This window comes from Tardiphaga sp., assembly GCF_028290495.1.
GTDB lineage: Bacteria > Pseudomonadota > Alphaproteobacteria > Rhizobiales > Xanthobacteraceae > Tardiphaga.
In genome coordinates, this window is the sequence record NZ_JAQGJT010000159.1 from 1 (window position 1) to 17,252 (window position 17,252).

Sequence of the window (17,252 nt, forward strand, 5' to 3'; positions counted from 1 at the left end):
AATCCGCTGGCGGACTATTAATGTTCTTTAGTGGTTCATCAGGTCGAGACTGATCGACGGGCTCATTCTCATCTCTCCATGCGCAAGCGCAGCGCCGGCGGTATCCGGGCGGTCAGGTGGTGATCGGGGATTGGGTGGGGCGATCAGGCCGGCCGGGGGTGGCCGCGGTCTCTCATCAGGATTGCTGTAGCGTCGCCGTTACGGCTGCTTGCGGGGCGTCGCCCTGCTTTAAAGGCGTGCTTTGGGTGCGATAACCCGGTCTGAGCGCCAGGTACACAACCTGCTTTACATCCCAGGATTGAGGGAACTATACAGGGATACCAGAAAATATTCATATGGGGCGGGCGAATGAGCGCCACCGGGACTGTATGTTATCGGCGTATATATATTTGACCACACAACCTTCAGGATATTGCAAATGCGAACAGCGCCCTTAACGCTGATCTTGCTTTATATCGTTTCGAGCATCTTGCTGTTCTTTTGGGGGCCGCTACCGTGGCCAGTGATAAACCGCTTCGAGGTGCAGGCCTTCTTAGCTCTTGCTTTGACCGGGATAACGATCGGTTTTCTCACTGGAAGTTCTGGTAAGCCCGCAGAAAGCATTTTCCTCCACTGGCGATATATCGTTATAGGCGGCGCCGTATTGAGCGCGATTCTTTTGCCAATCTCCGCGTACTTGTATACGGGAAAGATGCCTTGGCAGATCATTGAAGCGTTGCGAGATCAAAATCACGCTTATGAGGAATTTCAGCGTCGTTTGACGCAGCCGCACGGTAGTCGAACGCTAATCTCCAGCGCGCGAGCCTTGGCATATCCAGTCATTTTTGCGGTTATCCCGCTTGGAATTTTGCATTGGCGCAGCATGACTGCAGCGCTTTGGCTGGCGTGGTCGATAACGGCGCTTTCCTCGGCAATACTCTCCGTCCTGAGGGGCACTGACCGAGAGATATTCGACCTTCTGATGATTTCTTGTTTTACTGTACTCGTTGCGGTCGCCCGCGAATGCGTTCGGCGCAAGCTCACAATCTCATCATTAATTCTATCGCGCCGCGCCATGATTGCTACTGTCGTATTTGTTTGCCTGACAGCAGTCGCGACCGCCGCGTTTGTCGATCGGCGAATCCAAAGAACCGGTTATTCGCCGGCGGCCTATGCCGCGGGTACAAGAGATGCGCCAACCATCATTGCTCATATAGAGAAGGACAACGGCTGGAATGATTTGATGTGCATCCGTGCGATCTGCACGCAGCGAAACCATCCTTTGATTGAGCCACTTCCCATCCCGGCCAAGTACGGGGTCTTCATGCTGACGAGCTACCTGACCAACGGATATTATGGGCTGTCACTAGCTATGTCCGAACAGGACTGGAATTCAACGCGAGGTCTTGGGCATTCCCAAGCCTTGATGCGCATCTATGAAAAACTGACCGGAGACACAGATTTATATAAGCAAAGTGTCACCTACGGCCTCCGAGATAAAGAGTGGAGTGATGGCGCGGAGTGGTCGACGATCTTCCCTTGGCTCGCGAACGACGTGGGTTTTTGGCCCGGTTCGTTAATTCTAATTGCCATCCTTGCTTTTATCTGGGGCAAGTCTTGGGTTTGTGCAGTCTGGTCTAATGATGACGCCGCAGCCATCGTGTTCGCTTTTCTGGTGCAGCTATTTGTCTACCTGCCAGCCAACAATCAACTAGCGCAGACGCTAGATGCGTATTTTGCTTTTACTGCATGGTTGGGGTTATGGGCCTGGCGACTGCGCCGTCAAGGCAATCTAAGTCGCCTGGATAGCAGATGAATAATCTCCTGCTTGGATGTTACATGGCCGCGTCAGTTACTTACCTGATGGTCCGCCCGGCGTGGCGTAACGTCGGGCCATCGTTGCTCGACTCGTTCATTCTCGGTCTTTCGCTGTTCGCAGCCGGATCAGTGACCGTATGGTTGGAAGGGCTTTCTAACTCCGAGGCTGTGATGCGAATTGGGATCTCCGCAGCATTGGCCGGAACGCTCGGCGCATCGCTCTGGAGTTTGACATTCAGACCCTGGTTTTCCCGCTTCAAATTCTTTGATGTCGCGATGAAGTTGCGGGCATCCAACATCGATCGATTCACGATTACGGCCGGCCTTACAGTCGCATCGCTGGTGAGCGTGTGGTTTGTCGCCGCCGTCATTGCTAACGAACACGTTAGGGCGCTGCTAATCGGCGCTGTTTTCCACGGTACCGGCACCTTGAATCAGGCGAGAATTACAGTTTCGTCAGGCGCGGAAGGCTACTACGCCCCCGGTTATGTCAAGCAGTTCAGGGACGTGCTGCTGCCGACCCTTTGCCTCGCCGCCGTCCTATGCCACGGTACCTATCGAAATCGCCCGCTGTTTTACTTCGCTCTGACGACCGGGCTTGCCTCGGTCTTCGTCTCGGGCCAAAGGCTTGTCGTTGTAGAATTCATCCTTGGCCTTGGCTGTGTGTTTTTGATCGATTTTATCTCATCAACGCGGCAACGGTTTATCTCGGCGAAGCTGTCCGTCCTCATGCTTATTACCATGATAGGCTTGGTGATGGTGATGACGGACATGCTCGGCCGGCTGGACATGGCGCTTTCACCCAAGGTTCAAACTGCCGAGCAGGAAACATCTGCATTGCTTGAGCAGCCGAAGATCAGCACGTCTGCGCCGGCCATTGCGCAAATCGATGAGCCGCCGAAACCGGAAATCTCACAGACCTTGACGTCATCAGGCGTCCCGCGACCCATTGCAGCAATTATTGCTATTGCCCATCGCGCAACCATTGCAGTCCCACGCGAAAACACAATCTCATATCCGCTCTGGGCAAGCCGATCGCCCGCGCTCGGCGCCGGCTGGGTCACCGATCTATCGGGGATGCGCCCCGGCACTCAGAGTCAGATTTCCAACGATCTGTCAGAGGCAAATGGCGGCGGCCCGCTTGGGAATTCTCCGCTCGGATTGGCGACAGACATTTACTATAATTGGGGTTGGCTGGGAGTCGCATTAGTCCCGCCGGTATGCGCCATACTCTTTCTGCTGATCGATATGGCTGCGGTCGGCAGCAACTCGCCGCTATTGTTCGCAGCTAAGATATTTCTATTTTTTTCCGTGCCTCTCATGTATTCGCCCTTCATGTTCCTGTTGTACGGGGGAGCCGTAGTTCTTGCTCTCATCGGTTACGTGAGGGTCGTCGAAACCAATGCCGTCCGCAGGCGGTTGAAGCAGTTCAATATCTTGACGGGCGATTGAGACGCTGATGAATTGGCTAGATCGCGCTTGTTCCGCGCGAAAGCTTGCTCTCACGCTTGGCGCGGTGGAATCGTGGTCAGATTCTCTTTCCGAACGCTGGCGATGATTCCGCGATGCTGCAATCGCCTTTTTCGCCCAAGAATCTAAGCCGCCACATGCCGACTATAGGCAATCGTCGAGAGCGTCGCGACGCCGACGTTGTTGCCAACGATGCTGCGGTTCTCGATGTTGGCACCTTCCGCTACATCAGCATAGGCACCGGTCGCGGTGAGATTGATGCCCGCCCCCGTCGACCCATGGCCGGTGATATCGGTCATGTGGCCAATGCGGGTCTTTCCCGTCCCGGCAACCTGGATTGCCACGCCACCCGCCACGGACTGGATGCTGCCACTCTCCAGATCGAAGCTGCCGGCGACGTTGACCAGACCAGACGAGTTCACCGCCGAAGCCATCATGCGCAACCCACGCGCGCGCACCCGGACCCCAGCCGAAATCTCGATCTGCGGATTCGTATTGGATGCGTCGACGACAAGGCATGTGGTGTCAACATGCGCCGCGGCCAGAAGAGCGATACTGTTCCGACTGGCATCGACGCCGGTCAGCATCGCGCCCTTGGATCCAGCGATGACGTTGATGCCGTTGGTATTGTCCGTAACGATCGCATCACGCGCATGGAAGCGCACCGAATCCGCGTCGACATAGATGCCATTGAAGTTCTTGCGGACCACGGTCCGGTCGGTGACTAGATTGTCAATACCCATCTGGTCCCAGAGGCCGATCGTGTTCCCGATGATCGCAGAGCCATCGACCACGCAACGCGACGAGCCTCGGTCGAACAGCACGCCGATGTAATTACCGCTGTAGCTGCCGCCGACAACGGAGCATTCGCTGCTGCCCCAGACCGAGCCACTGCCTGCCTCGCCGCCGCTATAGGCTGCGGCCGAGAAATTGGCACCAGCATTGCTGCACTTATTTGCCTTGCTATGAAGCGCATGGCTATCCATCGCGTCCTGGAAGAAATATCCAACGCCAACTCGCTTAATGTCGCAGTTTACGAAGGTACAAAGCTCTGTCGATTCGAAGCGCGCACCGATCGCCGTGACGTCGGAGCCGTCACCGATCATGTTATAGGCATGGCAATTGTAGGACGGCGTATCGATGGAGATCAGGCTTTCTGTCGCGGTCACCGACGTGCCGTCGCCGAGATAGGCCGGGCCATAGAAGTTGCAGTTCCAGCCGCCCCAGCACTCGATGAAGCGATTGCACGCGCCGTATATCTTCGCGCCGTTGAACTCGACCTTGATGTCGCGGGCCGGATTCATCTTCCAGACTTGCGAGCCAGCCGGGAAGGAATTCGCGCTTACCGTCGGGACCGTATTATCGCTACCGCACGGCACCCGGATTGGGCGATCGAGCGTCGCAACCTTCGTTCCGGCGTTCCATGCCATGATCTCGAACAACTGGCAGCGATACTGCGTCGTAATCAGGAAGATATGGTCGCCGACGGCAAAGGTCATCGACCCCGTGATTTTGATCGTTGCGTCACCAATCACCGTATTTTCGGCGATCGTGTCGGTGCCAAGCGGGCTGCCGGCATAAGCGCAGAATACCGAGTCGCGATTGTCCGGCGCTGAAGCCCATGCGGCTTTGATGACCGTCTTGGGACTGCAGACAACATGAGAATTATTTGCCAAGAAGACGCGTGTCTTCGCCAAGTACTGTCCCGCTCCCAGATTTAGTATGACGCCGGCGCCGGCACAGGCAGTATTAGCAGCCCCAAAATTCGGCCAATCGTCGGACGTCCCGCCGATGATTGGCAGTTTCAGACTATCGCTAGTGAGTATCCACCGTCCGACAGTGGCGGTTAGCACAGTCCAACCATTCACTGTAGCCGAGGAGCCGTTGTCACAACGGTAGTAAGCGTCCACCTCGACGCAATAGACAAGATCGCCGGTCGATGCTGAGAGTGCCGAAACAGCGGTGCGGGTGTCAGCCATCTATTATTTCCTTACAGGTCATATTGCGTAGTCGGCGACCAAACCGCAGCACCGGTGACGCGCTTGGTGAAATACTGCACTGGGCTTGTGTCGCTGGTTTTGCGAATGGTGCCGATCGCGTCTGCTGCTCTCGTTAAAATGCTGGCGATGGGCATTGCGGGCGTTGCCGCGGCGAGATCAAACTGCGCGAGGTAGTAGGCCTCGTCGTAGAGCGGGCGCAGGAACACCCACGAACCTGATCCTGACGCACCAGTCTTGATGTAATAGCCGTTATTGGCCCCATCGCTGAAGACCTGTGCACCGGTGTTCTGGGGGTGTGCAAGATCTTCGTTGAGCGACTCCAGCGTTGTATAGGCGAGGAATCCAGAGAACTGCACGCCGGATTGCAAAGCCGAATAGATAGGCCCGAGAACCGATTCGACCGAAAATCGCCTCAGGCTGCGCTGGCCCCCACCCTCGTCGACATGTCCGAGAAATTCCGCAATCGTTCCGCCCGCGGGAAGATTCGGCGTGCGGATGCCACCATCAGCCATCAGATTATTTCCATTTCAAAGGAGTGCAATCAACTTAGATGCAAGCGGCGAACGGCTTCAGCCCGAAGCCGATCGAATTGATCGAGCCGCAGACCACGGCGCATCTGGCCGGTGGACCGGTATTCCGTTGTCTGAACCTCGACGTCTTCCATCACAGGACGTTGAGCGGTCGCCGGCGCTCCATCCACGACGATGGGCAATCCGGCTCCGTCAAATAGTGGAACGCTCTGCATCACCGGGCGGGACACCGTGCGTTGCGACGAGATCACGACGGCGCGATCGTCATAGAACCGGACTTCATCGAGCGTCTCGACGATCTGCTCTGTTTTCTGCTGGCTCACCGTCTTGACGGCAGCTACCTGCTCGAACACTTCGTCTTCACAAAACAACGCGTAACGGCGCGGATCCAAGCCGCGCTGGGTAAACGCCGCCTCGACGTCATCCGCTGTTGGGCCATAGTGCAGGCGAGCGGCGCTGCCCTTCGCTACGATGGCGTCGTTCCACTGATATATCTGTAGCGGAACGGAGAGCACCGCCTCGAACACCAACGCGTCCGGCGCACCAAGCAACGTCTTCTCGCTGGCAGCCGAGGTATTGATAGTTCCGGTTCCAGCATAGATCGTCGAGAACCGCAGCGATGCGGTGCCGCAGGTTCGGGCATTGTCGGTCGATGGCGCGATATTGCCATTGACAGTCAGTTTCTCGGCAGCTGCCGCCGAGGTCGTGACGCCGATACCGACGTTCCCACCCGAGCCATTGATGATGATGTTCTTAAACGCGCTCGCACGCTGCACCGCCTGCATGAATCCGACGTCAAGCGTCGCGCTGTATCCCAGCGAAAAGGCAAATGCGGTATTCGCTGAATCAACAAGCTCCAGTTGGCCGTATTGCCCCGTGGTTGGCAGGACTGTCGGTGCTGCGGAGATCTGAACCTGGCCGCCTGCTAACGCAGCGCTTCCCGCTGCCAGCGTTCCAGTAATCTTCTGAGCGGCACTCCAGGTATTCACGCCGTTTAGAAGCGGCACCGTGGCGCCGCTGGTGCCCGTAGCGACCGTCGCCGACGAACCGAGCCCGAGATTGCCGCGCGCAGTTGACGCGCTCGTCAGCGCCGCCAGATTGTCCGCCGCCGCCAGCTTGGTGTCGGCATAGGCCTTCGTCGCCTTCTGGGTCGCTAGGCGGGTGTCGCTGTTGGCGGCAAGCGCCACGTCCGTGTCGGCGACATTCGCGGCAAGCATCGCCAGCGTGAGGTTGGTGATGGTATTGTTTGCAGCGTTGATCACCTTGTTGATCAGCGTCTGCGCACCGGTCATCGTCACGGCACCATCAATATTGACTTGGATCACGCTCCAGTTGGCGCCGACAGTCGCCTGGTTTCCAGACGTCGAACCGTCCGCTAGGCAAAGCAGGATGTCCCCCGCCTCGACATTTACACCAGAGACGCCGCCGATCTTGCCGGCAACGCTGACGCGGTAGGTGAAACCGGCGTCGGCCGCCGGATAGTTCGGATTAGCCGAGCAATCGACGACACCCTTAAACACCATAACGTCCTGCGCGGCGATATAGCTGGCGACATATGCCTGCACATAGGCCTTGATCGCCTTCTGGCTGGCGTATTTCACATCGGAATTGGCGGCAAGCGTGACGTCGGTGTCCTTGTTGGCGACGTCTTCCTTGTTCGCGTACAATTCTGTGTCGTTCGCGTTGAGCTTCGTCACAGCCGTGCGTAGCGGATCGCCGTCCCCGGAGTTCGGAGCCGTTCCGATATTGACGAGTTGCTGAGACATTAAAAGCTATCCGCCTTGAGGTTGATTGAATCCACGGTCGCGCTGGTGCTGTCGGAGCGCGGCCCGCTCGCCACGGAATAGGTCGTCACGGCTGAGGTCAGACCCGACGCGCCGTAACGGCTGACGCCGCGAATGGTGACGTCAACCCTCTCGCCGGCCGTGTACCCGGTGATGACTGCCGCCCCGTTGCTTACGGGAAAGGTCACTTCGGTAAACGCACCACCGCCAGAGAGCCTGTGCGCGAAGACGAAGCTGGCCGGAGCGATGGCGCCGAGATCTGGTCCCGGCCGCGCATAAACCACCAAACTGTAGGCCCCTGCGTCGAGTGATGACTGTCCGCCGAGCAGCACCGGGATGTCGGGCTGGAGCGCGGCCAGGTTGATGATTTCGCCCACGCGGCCATCCCATGGCGGCGCCACCTCGGCTGCCGTCAGATCGTCGATCTGGGGCGCGGCATCGTAAAGGGTGAGCTTGGCGGTCAGGTTGTCCCCGCGCTCGATCGCCTTCACCACCACATCCAGCGTAACGCTTTGCAGCACGCCGAACATGAAGAGATCGCCGGTGTCGAAGCCTGCGGTGTCGCCGATGATGTGGAGCGTTTGCGTTTCGCCGGGAGAGGTCAGCACGGGCCGCTGCAGGATTGTCCCGTTGCTGAGGCGCACATGGCAGCCGTAAGAGGTACCCTGCTCCATTGTGACGACAGTGTCCAAGCTTAGCGTTTGACCGGATACCCCTTTCAGTCTCCCCGCAACCTGCGCCCGTCCGAGGACATCATGTGAAAGAGCGGCGAGCCCTCCGCGAGACATCACCATGGCCTCGAAGTCCTGGCTGACAGTGTACGTGTGCGGCCTATGGATCAGTTCGTACTGCCGGCGCCGCGTCTCAATCCAGATCAGCGCAGGATCCGTGATGCCGGGATGCCCCAGATCTTCGGTCACCTGCACATCATCGATGTTGACGCCGGGGAACGGCACGATCCGCTCCGCCTGAGAATATCCGTTCGTCTCGTCGATGAACTGGCAGCGGAACGCGTCCGGCAGCTTGATGTAAGGCGTCTCCCCTTGGAAATCCCAGGAATTGCGCGGCGAGATAGCGGCGATCTGTATCGTCTGGGCCCGATCGATGACGACCGTCCATTGAGATCCATCATCATGCGGGCTGGCTCGACCGGCGCCGGCGATGTCTGCCAGAACGTCCAGTCGCGTCGCGTCGTAATCATGAACCCGGTTGTATCTGAGCCCCTTGGCTTCGTTGAATGAGTGCCAGTCCTGAAGCGCAGCAATATCGATGGCAAAGTCCGGCTTCGGGGCGGCGGTCCCGGGACCTTGCAGCACATATCGGAACAATGAAGCCGGACTGTTGGTCTCGCGCGTGACCCACGTTCCGCTGCTTGCATCCCAATCCGGGCATACCAGCGAAACATCGCAATTGTAATTGTTAACGACGCCGTTGAGCTGATCCGTTGCCTTGATGCGCACCGCGACCATTGCGACAGGAAACGGATAATTGATGGGGTATTCTGGGCGAAAGCCCCGGAATGCTGTCAGGTCACATCGGTTTTGGACTTTGGTGTCGGTTGCGTCGGGCGTCTGTCGAGTAACCTGCACCTCGTACTGGCCTCTCACCGGCACGGACCAACGAAATCCACGACGCAGAATTCGCTGCTGTGCCGAAGAGATCAGCAAGTTTTGAACGAGGTCCCAAGAGACGTCACCGAGCTTTCGCTGAAATATCTGGACAGCGACGGTATTCGTCCTCTTGTCACCGGTCTTGCTGTCGTATTCGACAAGCCCTTGCGCGAAGGTCAGGTCTATCGACATTTCCGTAATGTCGCGCGGCGACAGGCGGGTGACTGAATTGCCGAACGTGAGGTTAACCGAAAGCTGATCTTCAATAACTGTCTGAGGACAGAGGGTCAGCGGATCGAACGTACTGCCGTCCCGGACCTCCATCTCCACGTCGCTGTATTCAGCGATCGACGTCTCGCCCAAGCGGTGATTGCGGAGCACAACAGGGCCATGGCCGATCAGAAACGCGGCCGTGACGTACATGTCGTCGCCAATTACCTCGGTGTACGGCGCCATCACGTAAGGCGGAGCGTAGCGATGATAACCGAGTACAGAAGGGATCACGCCGCCCGGATTGGCAGAATTCTGCAGCCCGGTGATGCTGTAGATATTGCTCTCGGTGTCCTGACTGTTCAGGCCCCGAACGGGCACGAGAGCGTTCACGAGGGCGTTGCCGGCAAAAGCTACCGCGGCGACCGAGGCCGCATTGATTGCGCTAGCGCCGAACGTTCCAGCGGTGACGCTGAGCTGTGTCGCGATCGCAGGGCCAAGATAGTACTGACCTAGCGCCACGGCAGCGACCAGAACGACCACGCTCAAGATCGTCCGCAGGTCGATGTTGCCAGGGACGGGGTTGCGAATAATCACGGACGTGCCCGGTTTGGGCCGCACCAGGTGCCAGACGCCCGGCTCGATCTTCATCCCATCGATCGTAACGTAAAGCTTGGCTTTTGCGTGCGCGGTCAATTCCGGCCGGCTGATCGCCACCATCTCACCAAGCGTCGTGCCATGCGACACAGCAAACGTCTTGCGCCCGCGCGTGACGTCCAGATACGGAAGCGAAATCAGGTTCACCTCGCGGCGAGGCGCGTCCAGAAGCTTCCTGTCGAACTTAGGCAGCATTCGTTTTCACCAATTCAATGTGCCGATAGATGCCGGCCAGCCGGTGTTTCCACGGCCCGCGATCAAAGCGCTCGACGTAGGAGGAGTGACCGGCGACGGCGTGCAGCACGGCGCCCGCGCCGATCACCAGCCCGACATGCGTTTCCATGCCGCCGCGGCGGAACACCGCCATATCGAACTCGCGCGCGTCGCCGACCATGACGGGCACCCAGGGCCACTGCCTACTGTCATTCGCGAGGATGGCGGCGACCTCCGCTCGATCGGCAGAGCTTGTCCAGCCATCCGCGTAGGCCGGCAATTCGATGCCGTGGAGGTCAATGTACGGGAGTCGAAACAGACCCCAGCAGTCCACGCCATCGCGCTCCCTGCCCATGTCCTTCCACGGCATGCCGACATAGGCCGACGACCAGTGCATTATCGGAAGAGGCCCGGAAAGCGTTCGCGCGTCATGCGGTGCGCTGGATAAGGCTCGGCTTCGATCGGCTCGCGGGACACGGTGAGCGTCAACTGCGTAGCGTTGTAGGTAGACCCTGTGCAGGTCAGCGTGCAGATATCCTCGATGAACTCGGGATTGGATGACATCACGAGCTTCATCACGACTTCAAACTGATCGGTCCCTGACCGAGCCGCCTTGGCCATGTCCTCAGCGACATTGGCGAAGACCAGCGATGTAGAGGGCGGCTTGCGGTCCTGATCGTCAGGCCATGCCGCCGACATCATCGCGAAACCGTAATCATTACCCGAATGCCGGGTGCCGTACTTCAACGGATCGGTCGAAAGCCGCTCGGTCGGATCGCTTGAGAGATAGTGCGGCCCGTCCAGCGTCCAGAGTTCAATCAACACGACTGGAACGTCGTCAGATGATTCCGCATTGAAACTCTTGCGAGTGCTGATTGAGAGACTGGTCATCAGGGAAGCACCACAAGATCGAACTGGACACGCCAGTAGACTCCACTGATTGGCGTGTCCGCCGGTTCATTCTGACCGAACTGAACCAGCCACCACGATTCCGCGATCAACGGAACCCCATTTTCATCGGCGAGCACCAAGCCGTTCTCGTCCATCAAGGCTAGTCCATCGAACTGCCTATCCGGCATCACGAATGGCAGCACACCACCAGCGGTGTCGCTCTCCCAGAACCGGTAGAACCTCGCCAACTCATCGGTCGAAGCGAAGAAGGAGCAAGTCACGGGCTTCATCAGCGCGCCGCGGCGGCGCTGCTTACCGGGCCCGGTGTCCGTCGCCGTCTTCAAGCGGGCACCACGCGGCCCGGACTGGAAGCCATCCACCAGAACGTATTGAGGAAGGTCCGCGGGCCAAACAGCGAGCGTCATCGCCGCACCGTCTTAGTCTTTGCACCGAAGCTGTTCGCCATGGCACCTCGAGTGGCAGAGCCAGGCTTGCTGAGATTGGCCGCCGTGACCTCGTCCAGAGTTACTTCGATCTTTCGCCCACCGCGACCGTCAGCGACTTCCTGCACGTGTGCGGAAACGGGCGAGCCGTTATTGTTCACCACAACGCTGATCGGCGATGGGCCGGAGTTGCTGTTGGATGGTCGATAATCTGGCAGCGATGTTCGCGATGGGGTCACGTAACCGCCGCCGTCATACCCCCGCAAGTTCTGGTGCATCGCATTGAGGTTGGCGACGCCAGCCCGGCTCGTGGCAGCCGCGCTGAATACAAACTCGCCTGCGTGAACGATGCCGGCCGGCTGATACTTGCCGCCAGAGCCAGTGTAGCCGCCAGATGCGAACCCCCGCGATGGCACAAGCCCGCCTTCGCTGAAGCCGAACATCGACCCAATCCCCGTCAGGCCACCTGTAAGAGCCTTAAAAAGGGGGACCACGATGTAGGCTTTCACCAACATCTCTTCCAACGAGCGCATCACAGTCTTGCCGAGATCGGCGAAGCCGCTTGCCGCAGTCTTGGTGCCGTCGAAGATATCCGTAAGTCCGGTTGTGATGCTGCCAAAGGACGACGTTGCAAACTGGTCCATCATCTTGTTGGCATTCGTCGCGTCGTTCATCGCCTGCTGCAAGCCGGGTAGTTTGGACCCAGCGACAGAGGCTGCGTCCGCGGTGTCTCGCAGCCGGCGCGCTAGAACTTCCTGAGCGGCGGCCATCTGTAATGGGTTATTTGGGTCGAGCAATTTGCGGTCGATCCAGCTCTGCAGCTCATGGCCGGCCTGCTTCGTAGCATCCCCAAGATTGAACACGCCGATCTGTGCCTGCGCACTGATCTGTGACCATTCTGCGGATGCGCGCGTCAAATTGACGATGGCCTTAGCTTGTTCTCCAGTTACGCCGTAGCCGCTCCGACCAGCGATGTTTAATTCATTCTGTTTCTGCGTAACGATGTCGGTGATGGTCGCCAATTGACCAAGTTGCGACAGACGAGCGTTGTCGTTGGCGAGTCGCATTTTCGTCAGTGCGTTGTCGTCGGTTTTCTTTTCTTCCGGAGCTTTACCGAACGCGCCCGTCGCATTGTAGATACCGTTCGCCGAACTAGCGCCGAGCTGTGTGCCCATGCCGGATCGCAGAGCGTTGAGGCCCTGGTTGCGGGCGCTATTCGGGTCTTCGGGGCGATCGATCCCCATGCCTTGGAGTTTGGCGCCAAGCCACGTCCCTTGATGCGCAAATGGCGTCGGGATGTTCTTGATGCCTTCGCCCACGTCGAGCGCGGCCTTTTTACCCCACTGGGCGAAGTCGACCCAAAGCTTCTGCCAGCGTTCATCGAGCCGCTGGGCATCCTCAAGCTGACTGTCCCTCAATTTGGATGCAGCAAGCGACTGGCGGGTAATAGAATCGCCCCCCTGCTCCATCAGCTTAACGTATTCACGGGTGGCCGGCAGACCCGCCTGCTGAAGGATGGAAAACTTTTGGGCTTCAGAGCCGGCGTTCCGTACAAGATCGGCAACGATACCGAACGTGGTAGCGGTATCCCCGACAGTCTTGCCATTTGACCGAAGTAGAGTTTGCAGATCACCGAGGCCGTGCTTGGCCAGATCGACCTGAGCGTTGAACGCCAACATACTCGCATTGAAGGAGTCGTTATTGACGCCCTTGTATGCTGCCGCCGTCTGAAGGCCCTGGAACTGCTGTCCGCCTACGCCAACCCGCTGTGCGGTGTCGCCGGTCGCCGCCAGCGCACTATTTAAATTCCAAACATAGGTCGCTATTTCCTTTATTGCGGTGATTGCCGCGCCTGCAATGAGGCCGCGCGTGAACCGCGACGCTAACTTGTCGAGTGAACTGGTGGTGGCGTCAGCGCTCTTGCCAAGATTTGCGTTATCGTTTGCACCCTGCTTCGACTGAGCCGACAATCCACCCAGTGCCTTCTGCGCGGACTGAGAAGCGATAGCCATCTTGTTCGATGAGGCGTTGAAGGCGTCGGTACGCGCCTGCATCTCGGCCGTAGATATGCCCGCGCGCTTGGCGGCGGCCTCCATCGCCCCCGTGGCCGTGGCCGCCTTTGTACCCGACTGAGACAGCTTAGCCGACGCCTGTTCGGCCGAATTCGCGGCAGTCGCAAGCCCGCGCAGGTCCGCCGTGGCGGATTTCGCCTGCGAACTGTCGACTGAGATTCCAAGAGCCGCGATATCACCGGCCATTCCGCTAATCCTTGAACCGTCGCTCTTTGAGTAGTACGAAAGACGAACCCGCCGAGCGTTGGAGCGCTGTGACGGGTTCTAACCAGCCAACCTTCGGAGAGGTCGAGATGGCTACAAAACCGATATGCTCAGTTGCGGACTGCAGCAAGCCCGCCGCCAATAGCAGCTGGTGCTGGGGACACTATTACCGGAACCGCCGCTACGGCGACCCGCTCAAATCGAAACGACCAACGCCCCGCCCTATTGCCGCTAATAGCACGTGTACCGCGCCGAACTGCCCTAAGCCGCAACATGCCTTCGGCTTATGTGTTGCACATTACACTCGGCAGCGACGCCACGGCTCTCCAACTGGAGGCAAGACATCACGCGGTGTCCCGATGAAGTTTCTTTTAGATAATATCAGTTTTGACGGCGACGAATGCTTGATCTGGCCGTTTGCCCGGGGCGGAACCAGAGGTGACGGCCTTGCGACCTTCCGTGGCAAACAGACATCGGCCAACTACGTTATGTGCATCCTTGCCCACGGTGAACCACCGACTCCTAAGCATGAGTCTGCTCATTCATGCGGGCGCGGGCACGACGCCTGCGTCAATCCGAAACACCTGCGATGGGCGACCCGCAAGGAAAACCTAGCAGACAGACTGATCCACGGGACACATAATCGAGGCGAGCAAGGATCGGCCGCAAAACTTTGCATCGCTGAGGTCCGCGAAATAAGAAAACTTCGCGGCGCTCTTGGGCAGAAAGAGATTGCCGCTCGTTTTGGCGTAACAAAAGCGGCAATCCATTCTATTCAGGTCCGCAAGAATTGGGCTTGGCTCCCCTAGTCCTAAGAAAACAGCAGGTCGAAGTCCTGCATCGTCATCGGCGAAGCGTTCTTGCGAGGCGCCTCGATCTCTTGTGCGCCGAAGAACTTCAGCACTGACATAATCATCGACCGGATGAGCTTGTTGCGGGCGGAGATCGCATTGGCGATGGCGTGCATCGGCATATCCATCACCTCGGCATAGGTGTACCCGCAGACACCCATGCCATCATGTTCCAGCCACTCCAGATATTCGGAGTGGCTTATGCTTCCCCCGACCCGTCATTCTCCGCATTGGTCAGCGGCTTCCCGCCGTTGGCGAGGTACTGGACGTAGGTTGACAGAGCTTCGGTCAGGTTCGGAAGGCCGGCCTTCCATACCGCGTGCTCTACGTCGGAGGGCTTCTTGCCGAGGCCGGCCGCGACCACAAGGACGTAGTAGTCCTGATCGAACGCCGCGAGCTTTTGGAGGACCTGCCCGTAACCGCCCCCTGCATTGACCTTCTTGCCGGCGTCGAGGCTAGACCGAAGCGTCTCGGTTTTGCCGTTCAGTTCGATTTCAACTTCGCCGATGCCGGGCATTACAGGGTCACTCCAGGGATAATGATGCGAATGGCGAGGATCGACGTCGTCTTGGCGATGCCGAGCATCGCGACGTAGTCGCCGGTATCCGGGGTCAGACGCATACCGCCGGGGGTTTCGGACAGGTACACGGGAAGGCCCGCGGTCAGCACGGCGCCGAGGGTCACATCCCCGCCCGTCGCAACAACCACGGGCTGGCCGACGCCGGCGCCGTTCAGGGCGATGCCATAGGGCACCTTGACCTCAGCCGTAGCGGAATCGCAGTCAGCCAGCTTGAACGTGCCGGTCGCCGCTTCCTTGTAGACGACCTGACCAGCCGTGATGGCAACGCCGGCCTTACCGGTCTCGGTTGTTGCATTGCCGCCTGCGAGAACATTCGTCGCCGTGATCGTGAGATCAACCATGGTTCAGTATCCGATCAGGTTGCCGCAACGCGAACGATATTGCTGTTCGGCTGCAGGTTGATGTCGAGGTTGCCGATGGTGTTCGCGGCACCGCCCGCTTCGTTCGCGCTCATCGCCAGCGCGATGAAATAACGCTTCGAGGGGGAACCGCCGTTGGAATCGTTGCCGTCGATCCGGAAAGCGTAGTTGTTCCGATTGGACGGCGCGGCCGCTACGATCAGCGCGGCCTGACCGGCATCATCGGGAATCTGTGCGAACACGTTCTGCATGGCAGGGGCGTTCGCCGTGCCCTTCTGATGGATGTCTCGGCCGCGGTTGATCAGCGACGTGCTGATGTCCTGCGCGGTATCACCGAGACCGCCCATCTGGGACCAGCCGTCGATCTCGGTCCACGTCTGCCCGCTGAAATCGGCCTCGACGAAGTCCGCTGCTTTGTCGGCGAGCACGCCGCCGATATAGATCTTCATTCCCGCGATTGGGCGAAGTGCCATGGTATTCTCCTGATGATGATTAAGGGCGTGCGAAGCACTGGTAGGGGATGCTGACCGGGATCATCATCCATGGGTCGTCCTTGAGCATCGGTCCGCGGTAGGCCTGCTTATCGATGCGGACTGGCTCGGATTCGGTCGGCAATTGCAGTCCCCGCGGGAAAAACTGGATGGCTGCTGCAGCAATCCTTGCGATAGCGGGTTCGCCAGCGCCGATCCCGTGAAAGACCGAGACCTGAAATATCCCGTTGTGCTTGTTATGGGAGTTGAACGAGATGCCAGTTTCAAAGCTAGGCGCCGGCAGGAACGATACCTGCAGCCATTTCCCGTAGACCGTCCCCGTCTTTGCGGCCGGCGGGGTGAACACAACATTCGGGTATGAAATTGCGGCCGCCATCCCTTGAGCTATGGCGAACGCCGTGGCACGGTCGGTCAACGCCTTCTGAATGGCGACCTCGACGGGCTCAGACATTGACTAAACCGCTTTCCGATAATCAGGTTGGAGACCTCCTGGGCGAGGCGCTCAATGTCATTGGCGGCGCCAAGGCGCAGACCGTCCGCGGCAACACCGCGCTCGATGCCGCCCGTCAGGCCATTTCGTTGATGCAGATCGGCCTGCTCATGGCCGCTGAGAAGAATTCGGATGTGGTCGACACCGTTATCGAGCAGCCTGCGCGGCGCGGGCCTTCGCGCGAGTAGCCGCGGACTCGACAAGGCGTGGCCACTGAGCTGCTGCCCGCCGGACCATTGCTCGAGGTTCCATCTTTGATGTGCCGTATTCGACGAACCCGGCGTAAGCCATGGTGAAGCACACGTAGATCGTGTCCGTTAGCGATGCCGATGCGATTGTCAGCGATATCTCGCCGGCGCTGGCGTCTTTCGCGATGTGCGCGTTCTTGGCGTTCGTCGCAGTCTTGTCGATCGGCGTCGGTGCGTTCAGCGAACCTTGGATGGTCCCGGCAAGGAAGCCCAGATCGATCGGGGTGTATTCCCGCATCAAGTCGGTCACGTCTTCCGTGGCCGTATTGCGGACGGCGACCATGCGGTCCTCCGCCTCATGGCACCATGCGTCAACCTGGCTACCGAAGTTCAGATCGTTAATGGCCATCGA

At 58.7% G+C, this 17,252-nt stretch carries 18 protein-coding genes; 4 read left to right on the forward strand and 14 right to left on the reverse strand.

What is annotated here, in order from left to right; translation table 11 throughout:
• Positions 1–418 precede the first annotated feature (418 nt).
• Positions 419–1,795 carry a hypothetical protein gene (locus tag JWQ24_RS23940; RefSeq protein ID WP_299813479.1) on the forward strand — a complete coding sequence of 459 codons (1,377 nt, stop codon included), beginning with the start codon at positions 419–421 and terminating at the stop codon, positions 1,793–1,795.
• The gene (locus JWQ24_RS23945; RefSeq protein WP_299813482.1) at positions 1,792–3,249 is read left to right on the forward strand and encodes a hypothetical protein; all 1,458 of its coding nucleotides are present in this window, start codon (positions 1,792–1,794) and stop codon (positions 3,247–3,249) included. Before JWQ24_RS23940 ends, JWQ24_RS23945 begins: the two co-directional genes overlap by 4 nt.
• 143 nt (positions 3,250–3,392) lie before the next feature.
• On the opposite strand, the gene JWQ24_RS23950 is transcribed toward JWQ24_RS23945, so the two are convergent.
• From JWQ24_RS23950 to JWQ24_RS23985, 8 genes are all read right to left on the reverse strand, one after another.
• Positions 3,393–5,246 carry a hypothetical protein gene (locus JWQ24_RS23950; RefSeq protein WP_299813485.1) on the reverse strand — a complete coding sequence of 618 codons (1,854 nt, stop codon included), beginning with the start codon at positions 5,244–5,246 and terminating at the stop codon, positions 3,393–3,395.
• Between the two features lie 11 nt (positions 5,247–5,257).
• Positions 5,258–5,779, reverse strand: a complete 522-nt coding sequence (locus tag JWQ24_RS23955) for a hypothetical protein (RefSeq protein WP_299813488.1) — start codon at positions 5,777–5,779, stop codon at positions 5,258–5,260.
• Between the two features lie 29 nt (positions 5,780–5,808).
• A complete protein-coding gene (locus JWQ24_RS23960) occupies positions 5,809–7,494 on the reverse strand; it encodes a tail fiber domain-containing protein (RefSeq protein WP_299813490.1) in 1,686 nt (561 codons plus the stop codon).
• Between the two features lie 68 nt (positions 7,495–7,562).
• The gene (locus tag JWQ24_RS23965; protein WP_299813493.1) at positions 7,563–10,253 is read right to left on the reverse strand and encodes a host specificity factor TipJ family phage tail protein; all 2,691 of its coding nucleotides are present in this window, start codon (positions 10,251–10,253) and stop codon (positions 7,563–7,565) included.
• Positions 10,243–10,668, reverse strand: a complete 426-nt coding sequence (locus tag JWQ24_RS23970) for an NlpC/P60 family protein (protein ID WP_299813496.1) — start codon at positions 10,666–10,668, stop codon at positions 10,243–10,245. The genes JWQ24_RS23965 and JWQ24_RS23970 overlap by 11 nt, the downstream gene beginning before the upstream one ends.
• The gene (locus tag JWQ24_RS23975; RefSeq protein ID WP_299813499.1) at positions 10,668–11,162 is read right to left on the reverse strand and encodes a hypothetical protein; all 495 of its coding nucleotides are present in this window, start codon (positions 11,160–11,162) and stop codon (positions 10,668–10,670) included. Before JWQ24_RS23975 ends, JWQ24_RS23970 begins: the two co-directional genes overlap by 1 nt.
• Entirely contained in the window at positions 11,162–11,587 is a 426-nt protein-coding gene (locus JWQ24_RS23980; RefSeq protein ID WP_299813502.1) for a hypothetical protein, read from the reverse strand. Before JWQ24_RS23980 ends, JWQ24_RS23975 begins: the two co-directional genes overlap by 1 nt.
• Positions 11,584–13,863: a phage tail tape measure C-terminal domain-containing protein gene (locus tag JWQ24_RS23985; RefSeq protein ID WP_299813505.1), complete on the reverse strand. Its 2,280-nt coding sequence runs from the start codon at positions 13,861–13,863 to the stop codon at positions 11,584–11,586. The genes JWQ24_RS23980 and JWQ24_RS23985 overlap by 4 nt, the downstream gene beginning before the upstream one ends.
• Before the next feature lie 377 nt (positions 13,864–14,240).
• Here JWQ24_RS23985 and JWQ24_RS23990 point away from each other — a divergent pair, with 377 nt between their 5' ends.
• Complete coding sequence (locus JWQ24_RS23990) at positions 14,241–14,690, forward strand: hypothetical protein (protein WP_299813508.1); 450 nt, start codon at positions 14,241–14,243, stop codon at positions 14,688–14,690.
• Positions 14,691–14,692: 2 nt separating this feature from the next.
• On the opposite strand, the gene JWQ24_RS23995 is transcribed toward JWQ24_RS23990, so the two are convergent.
• From JWQ24_RS23995 to JWQ24_RS24015, 5 genes are all read right to left on the reverse strand, one after another.
• Positions 14,693–14,848: a hypothetical protein gene (locus JWQ24_RS23995; RefSeq protein WP_299813510.1), complete on the reverse strand. Its 156-nt coding sequence runs from the start codon at positions 14,846–14,848 to the stop codon at positions 14,693–14,695.
• Between the two features lie 83 nt (positions 14,849–14,931).
• On the reverse strand, positions 14,932–15,249 hold the full coding sequence (locus tag JWQ24_RS24000) for a hypothetical protein (protein WP_299813513.1): 318 nt from the start codon (positions 15,247–15,249) through the stop codon (positions 14,932–14,934).
• The gene (locus tag JWQ24_RS24005; RefSeq protein ID WP_299813516.1) at positions 15,249–15,653 is read right to left on the reverse strand and encodes a hypothetical protein; all 405 of its coding nucleotides are present in this window, start codon (positions 15,651–15,653) and stop codon (positions 15,249–15,251) included. The genes JWQ24_RS24000 and JWQ24_RS24005 overlap by 1 nt, the downstream gene beginning before the upstream one ends.
• Before the next feature lie 14 nt (positions 15,654–15,667).
• Positions 15,668–16,144 (reverse strand): hypothetical protein, encoded by a 477-nt coding sequence (locus JWQ24_RS24010; RefSeq protein ID WP_299813519.1) that lies wholly within the window; start codon positions 16,142–16,144, stop codon positions 15,668–15,670.
• Between the two features lie 19 nt (positions 16,145–16,163).
• Entirely contained in the window at positions 16,164–16,613 is a 450-nt protein-coding gene (locus JWQ24_RS24015; protein ID WP_299813521.1) for a phage tail terminator-like protein, read from the reverse strand.
• Between JWQ24_RS24015 and JWQ24_RS24020 the strand changes: the two genes are divergently transcribed.
• Entirely contained in the window at positions 16,613–16,840 is a 228-nt protein-coding gene (locus tag JWQ24_RS24020; RefSeq protein ID WP_299813523.1) for a hypothetical protein, read from the forward strand. The genes JWQ24_RS24015 and JWQ24_RS24020 overlap by 1 nt on opposite strands.
• Here JWQ24_RS24020 and JWQ24_RS24025 read toward each other — a convergent pair.
• Positions 16,800–17,249, reverse strand: a complete 450-nt coding sequence (locus tag JWQ24_RS24025; protein ID WP_299813525.1) for a hypothetical protein — start codon at positions 17,247–17,249, stop codon at positions 16,800–16,802. The two genes, JWQ24_RS24020 and JWQ24_RS24025, sit on opposite strands and share 41 nt — an antisense overlap.
• Between the last annotated feature and the right edge of the window lie 3 nt (positions 17,250–17,252).

What these genes read in the sequence shown, in the direction of transcription:
- JWQ24_RS23940 (WP_299813479.1), top strand. Translation starts at nt 419, where the DNA reads ATGCGAACAGCGCCCTTAACGCTGATCTTGCTTTATATCGTTTCGAGC.
- JWQ24_RS23945 (WP_299813482.1), top strand. Translation starts at nt 1,792, where the DNA reads ATGAATAATCTCCTGCTTGGATGTTACATGGCCGCGTCAGTTACTTAC.
- JWQ24_RS23950 (WP_299813485.1), bottom strand. Translation starts at nt 5,246, where the DNA reads ATGGCTGACACCCGCACCGCTGTTTCGGCACTCTCAGCATCGACCGGC.
- JWQ24_RS23955 (WP_299813488.1), bottom strand. Translation starts at nt 5,779, where the DNA reads ATGGCTGATGGTGGCATCCGCACGCCGAATCTTCCCGCGGGCGGAACG.
- JWQ24_RS23965 (WP_299813493.1), bottom strand. Translation starts at nt 10,253, where the DNA reads ATGCTGCCTAAGTTCGACAGGAAGCTTCTGGACGCGCCTCGCCGCGAG.
- JWQ24_RS23970 (WP_299813496.1), bottom strand. Translation starts at nt 10,668, where the DNA reads ATGCACTGGTCGTCGGCCTATGTCGGCATGCCGTGGAAGGACATGGGC.
- JWQ24_RS23975 (WP_299813499.1), bottom strand. Translation starts at nt 11,162, where the DNA reads ATGACCAGTCTCTCAATCAGCACTCGCAAGAGTTTCAATGCGGAATCA.
- JWQ24_RS23980 (WP_299813502.1), bottom strand. Translation starts at nt 11,587, where the DNA reads ATGACGCTCGCTGTTTGGCCCGCGGACCTTCCTCAATACGTTCTGGTG.
- JWQ24_RS23985 (WP_299813505.1), bottom strand. Translation starts at nt 13,863, where the DNA reads ATGGCCGGTGATATCGCGGCTCTTGGAATCTCAGTCGACAGTTCGCAG.
- JWQ24_RS23990 (WP_299813508.1), top strand. Translation starts at nt 14,241, where the DNA reads ATGAAGTTTCTTTTAGATAATATCAGTTTTGACGGCGACGAATGCTTG.
- JWQ24_RS23995 (WP_299813510.1), bottom strand. Translation starts at nt 14,848, where the DNA reads ATGCACGCCATCGCCAATGCGATCTCCGCCCGCAACAAGCTCATCCGG.
- JWQ24_RS24000 (WP_299813513.1), bottom strand. Translation starts at nt 15,249, where the DNA reads ATGCCCGGCATCGGCGAAGTTGAAATCGAACTGAACGGCAAAACCGAG.
- JWQ24_RS24005 (WP_299813516.1), bottom strand. Translation starts at nt 15,653, where the DNA reads ATGGTTGATCTCACGATCACGGCGACGAATGTTCTCGCAGGCGGCAAT.
- JWQ24_RS24010 (WP_299813519.1), bottom strand. Translation starts at nt 16,144, where the DNA reads ATGGCACTTCGCCCAATCGCGGGAATGAAGATCTATATCGGCGGCGTG.
- JWQ24_RS24015 (WP_299813521.1), bottom strand. Translation starts at nt 16,613, where the DNA reads ATGTCTGAGCCCGTCGAGGTCGCCATTCAGAAGGCGTTGACCGACCGT.
- JWQ24_RS24025 (WP_299813525.1), bottom strand. Translation starts at nt 17,249, where the DNA reads ATGGCCATTAACGATCTGAACTTCGGTAGCCAGGTTGACGCATGGTGC.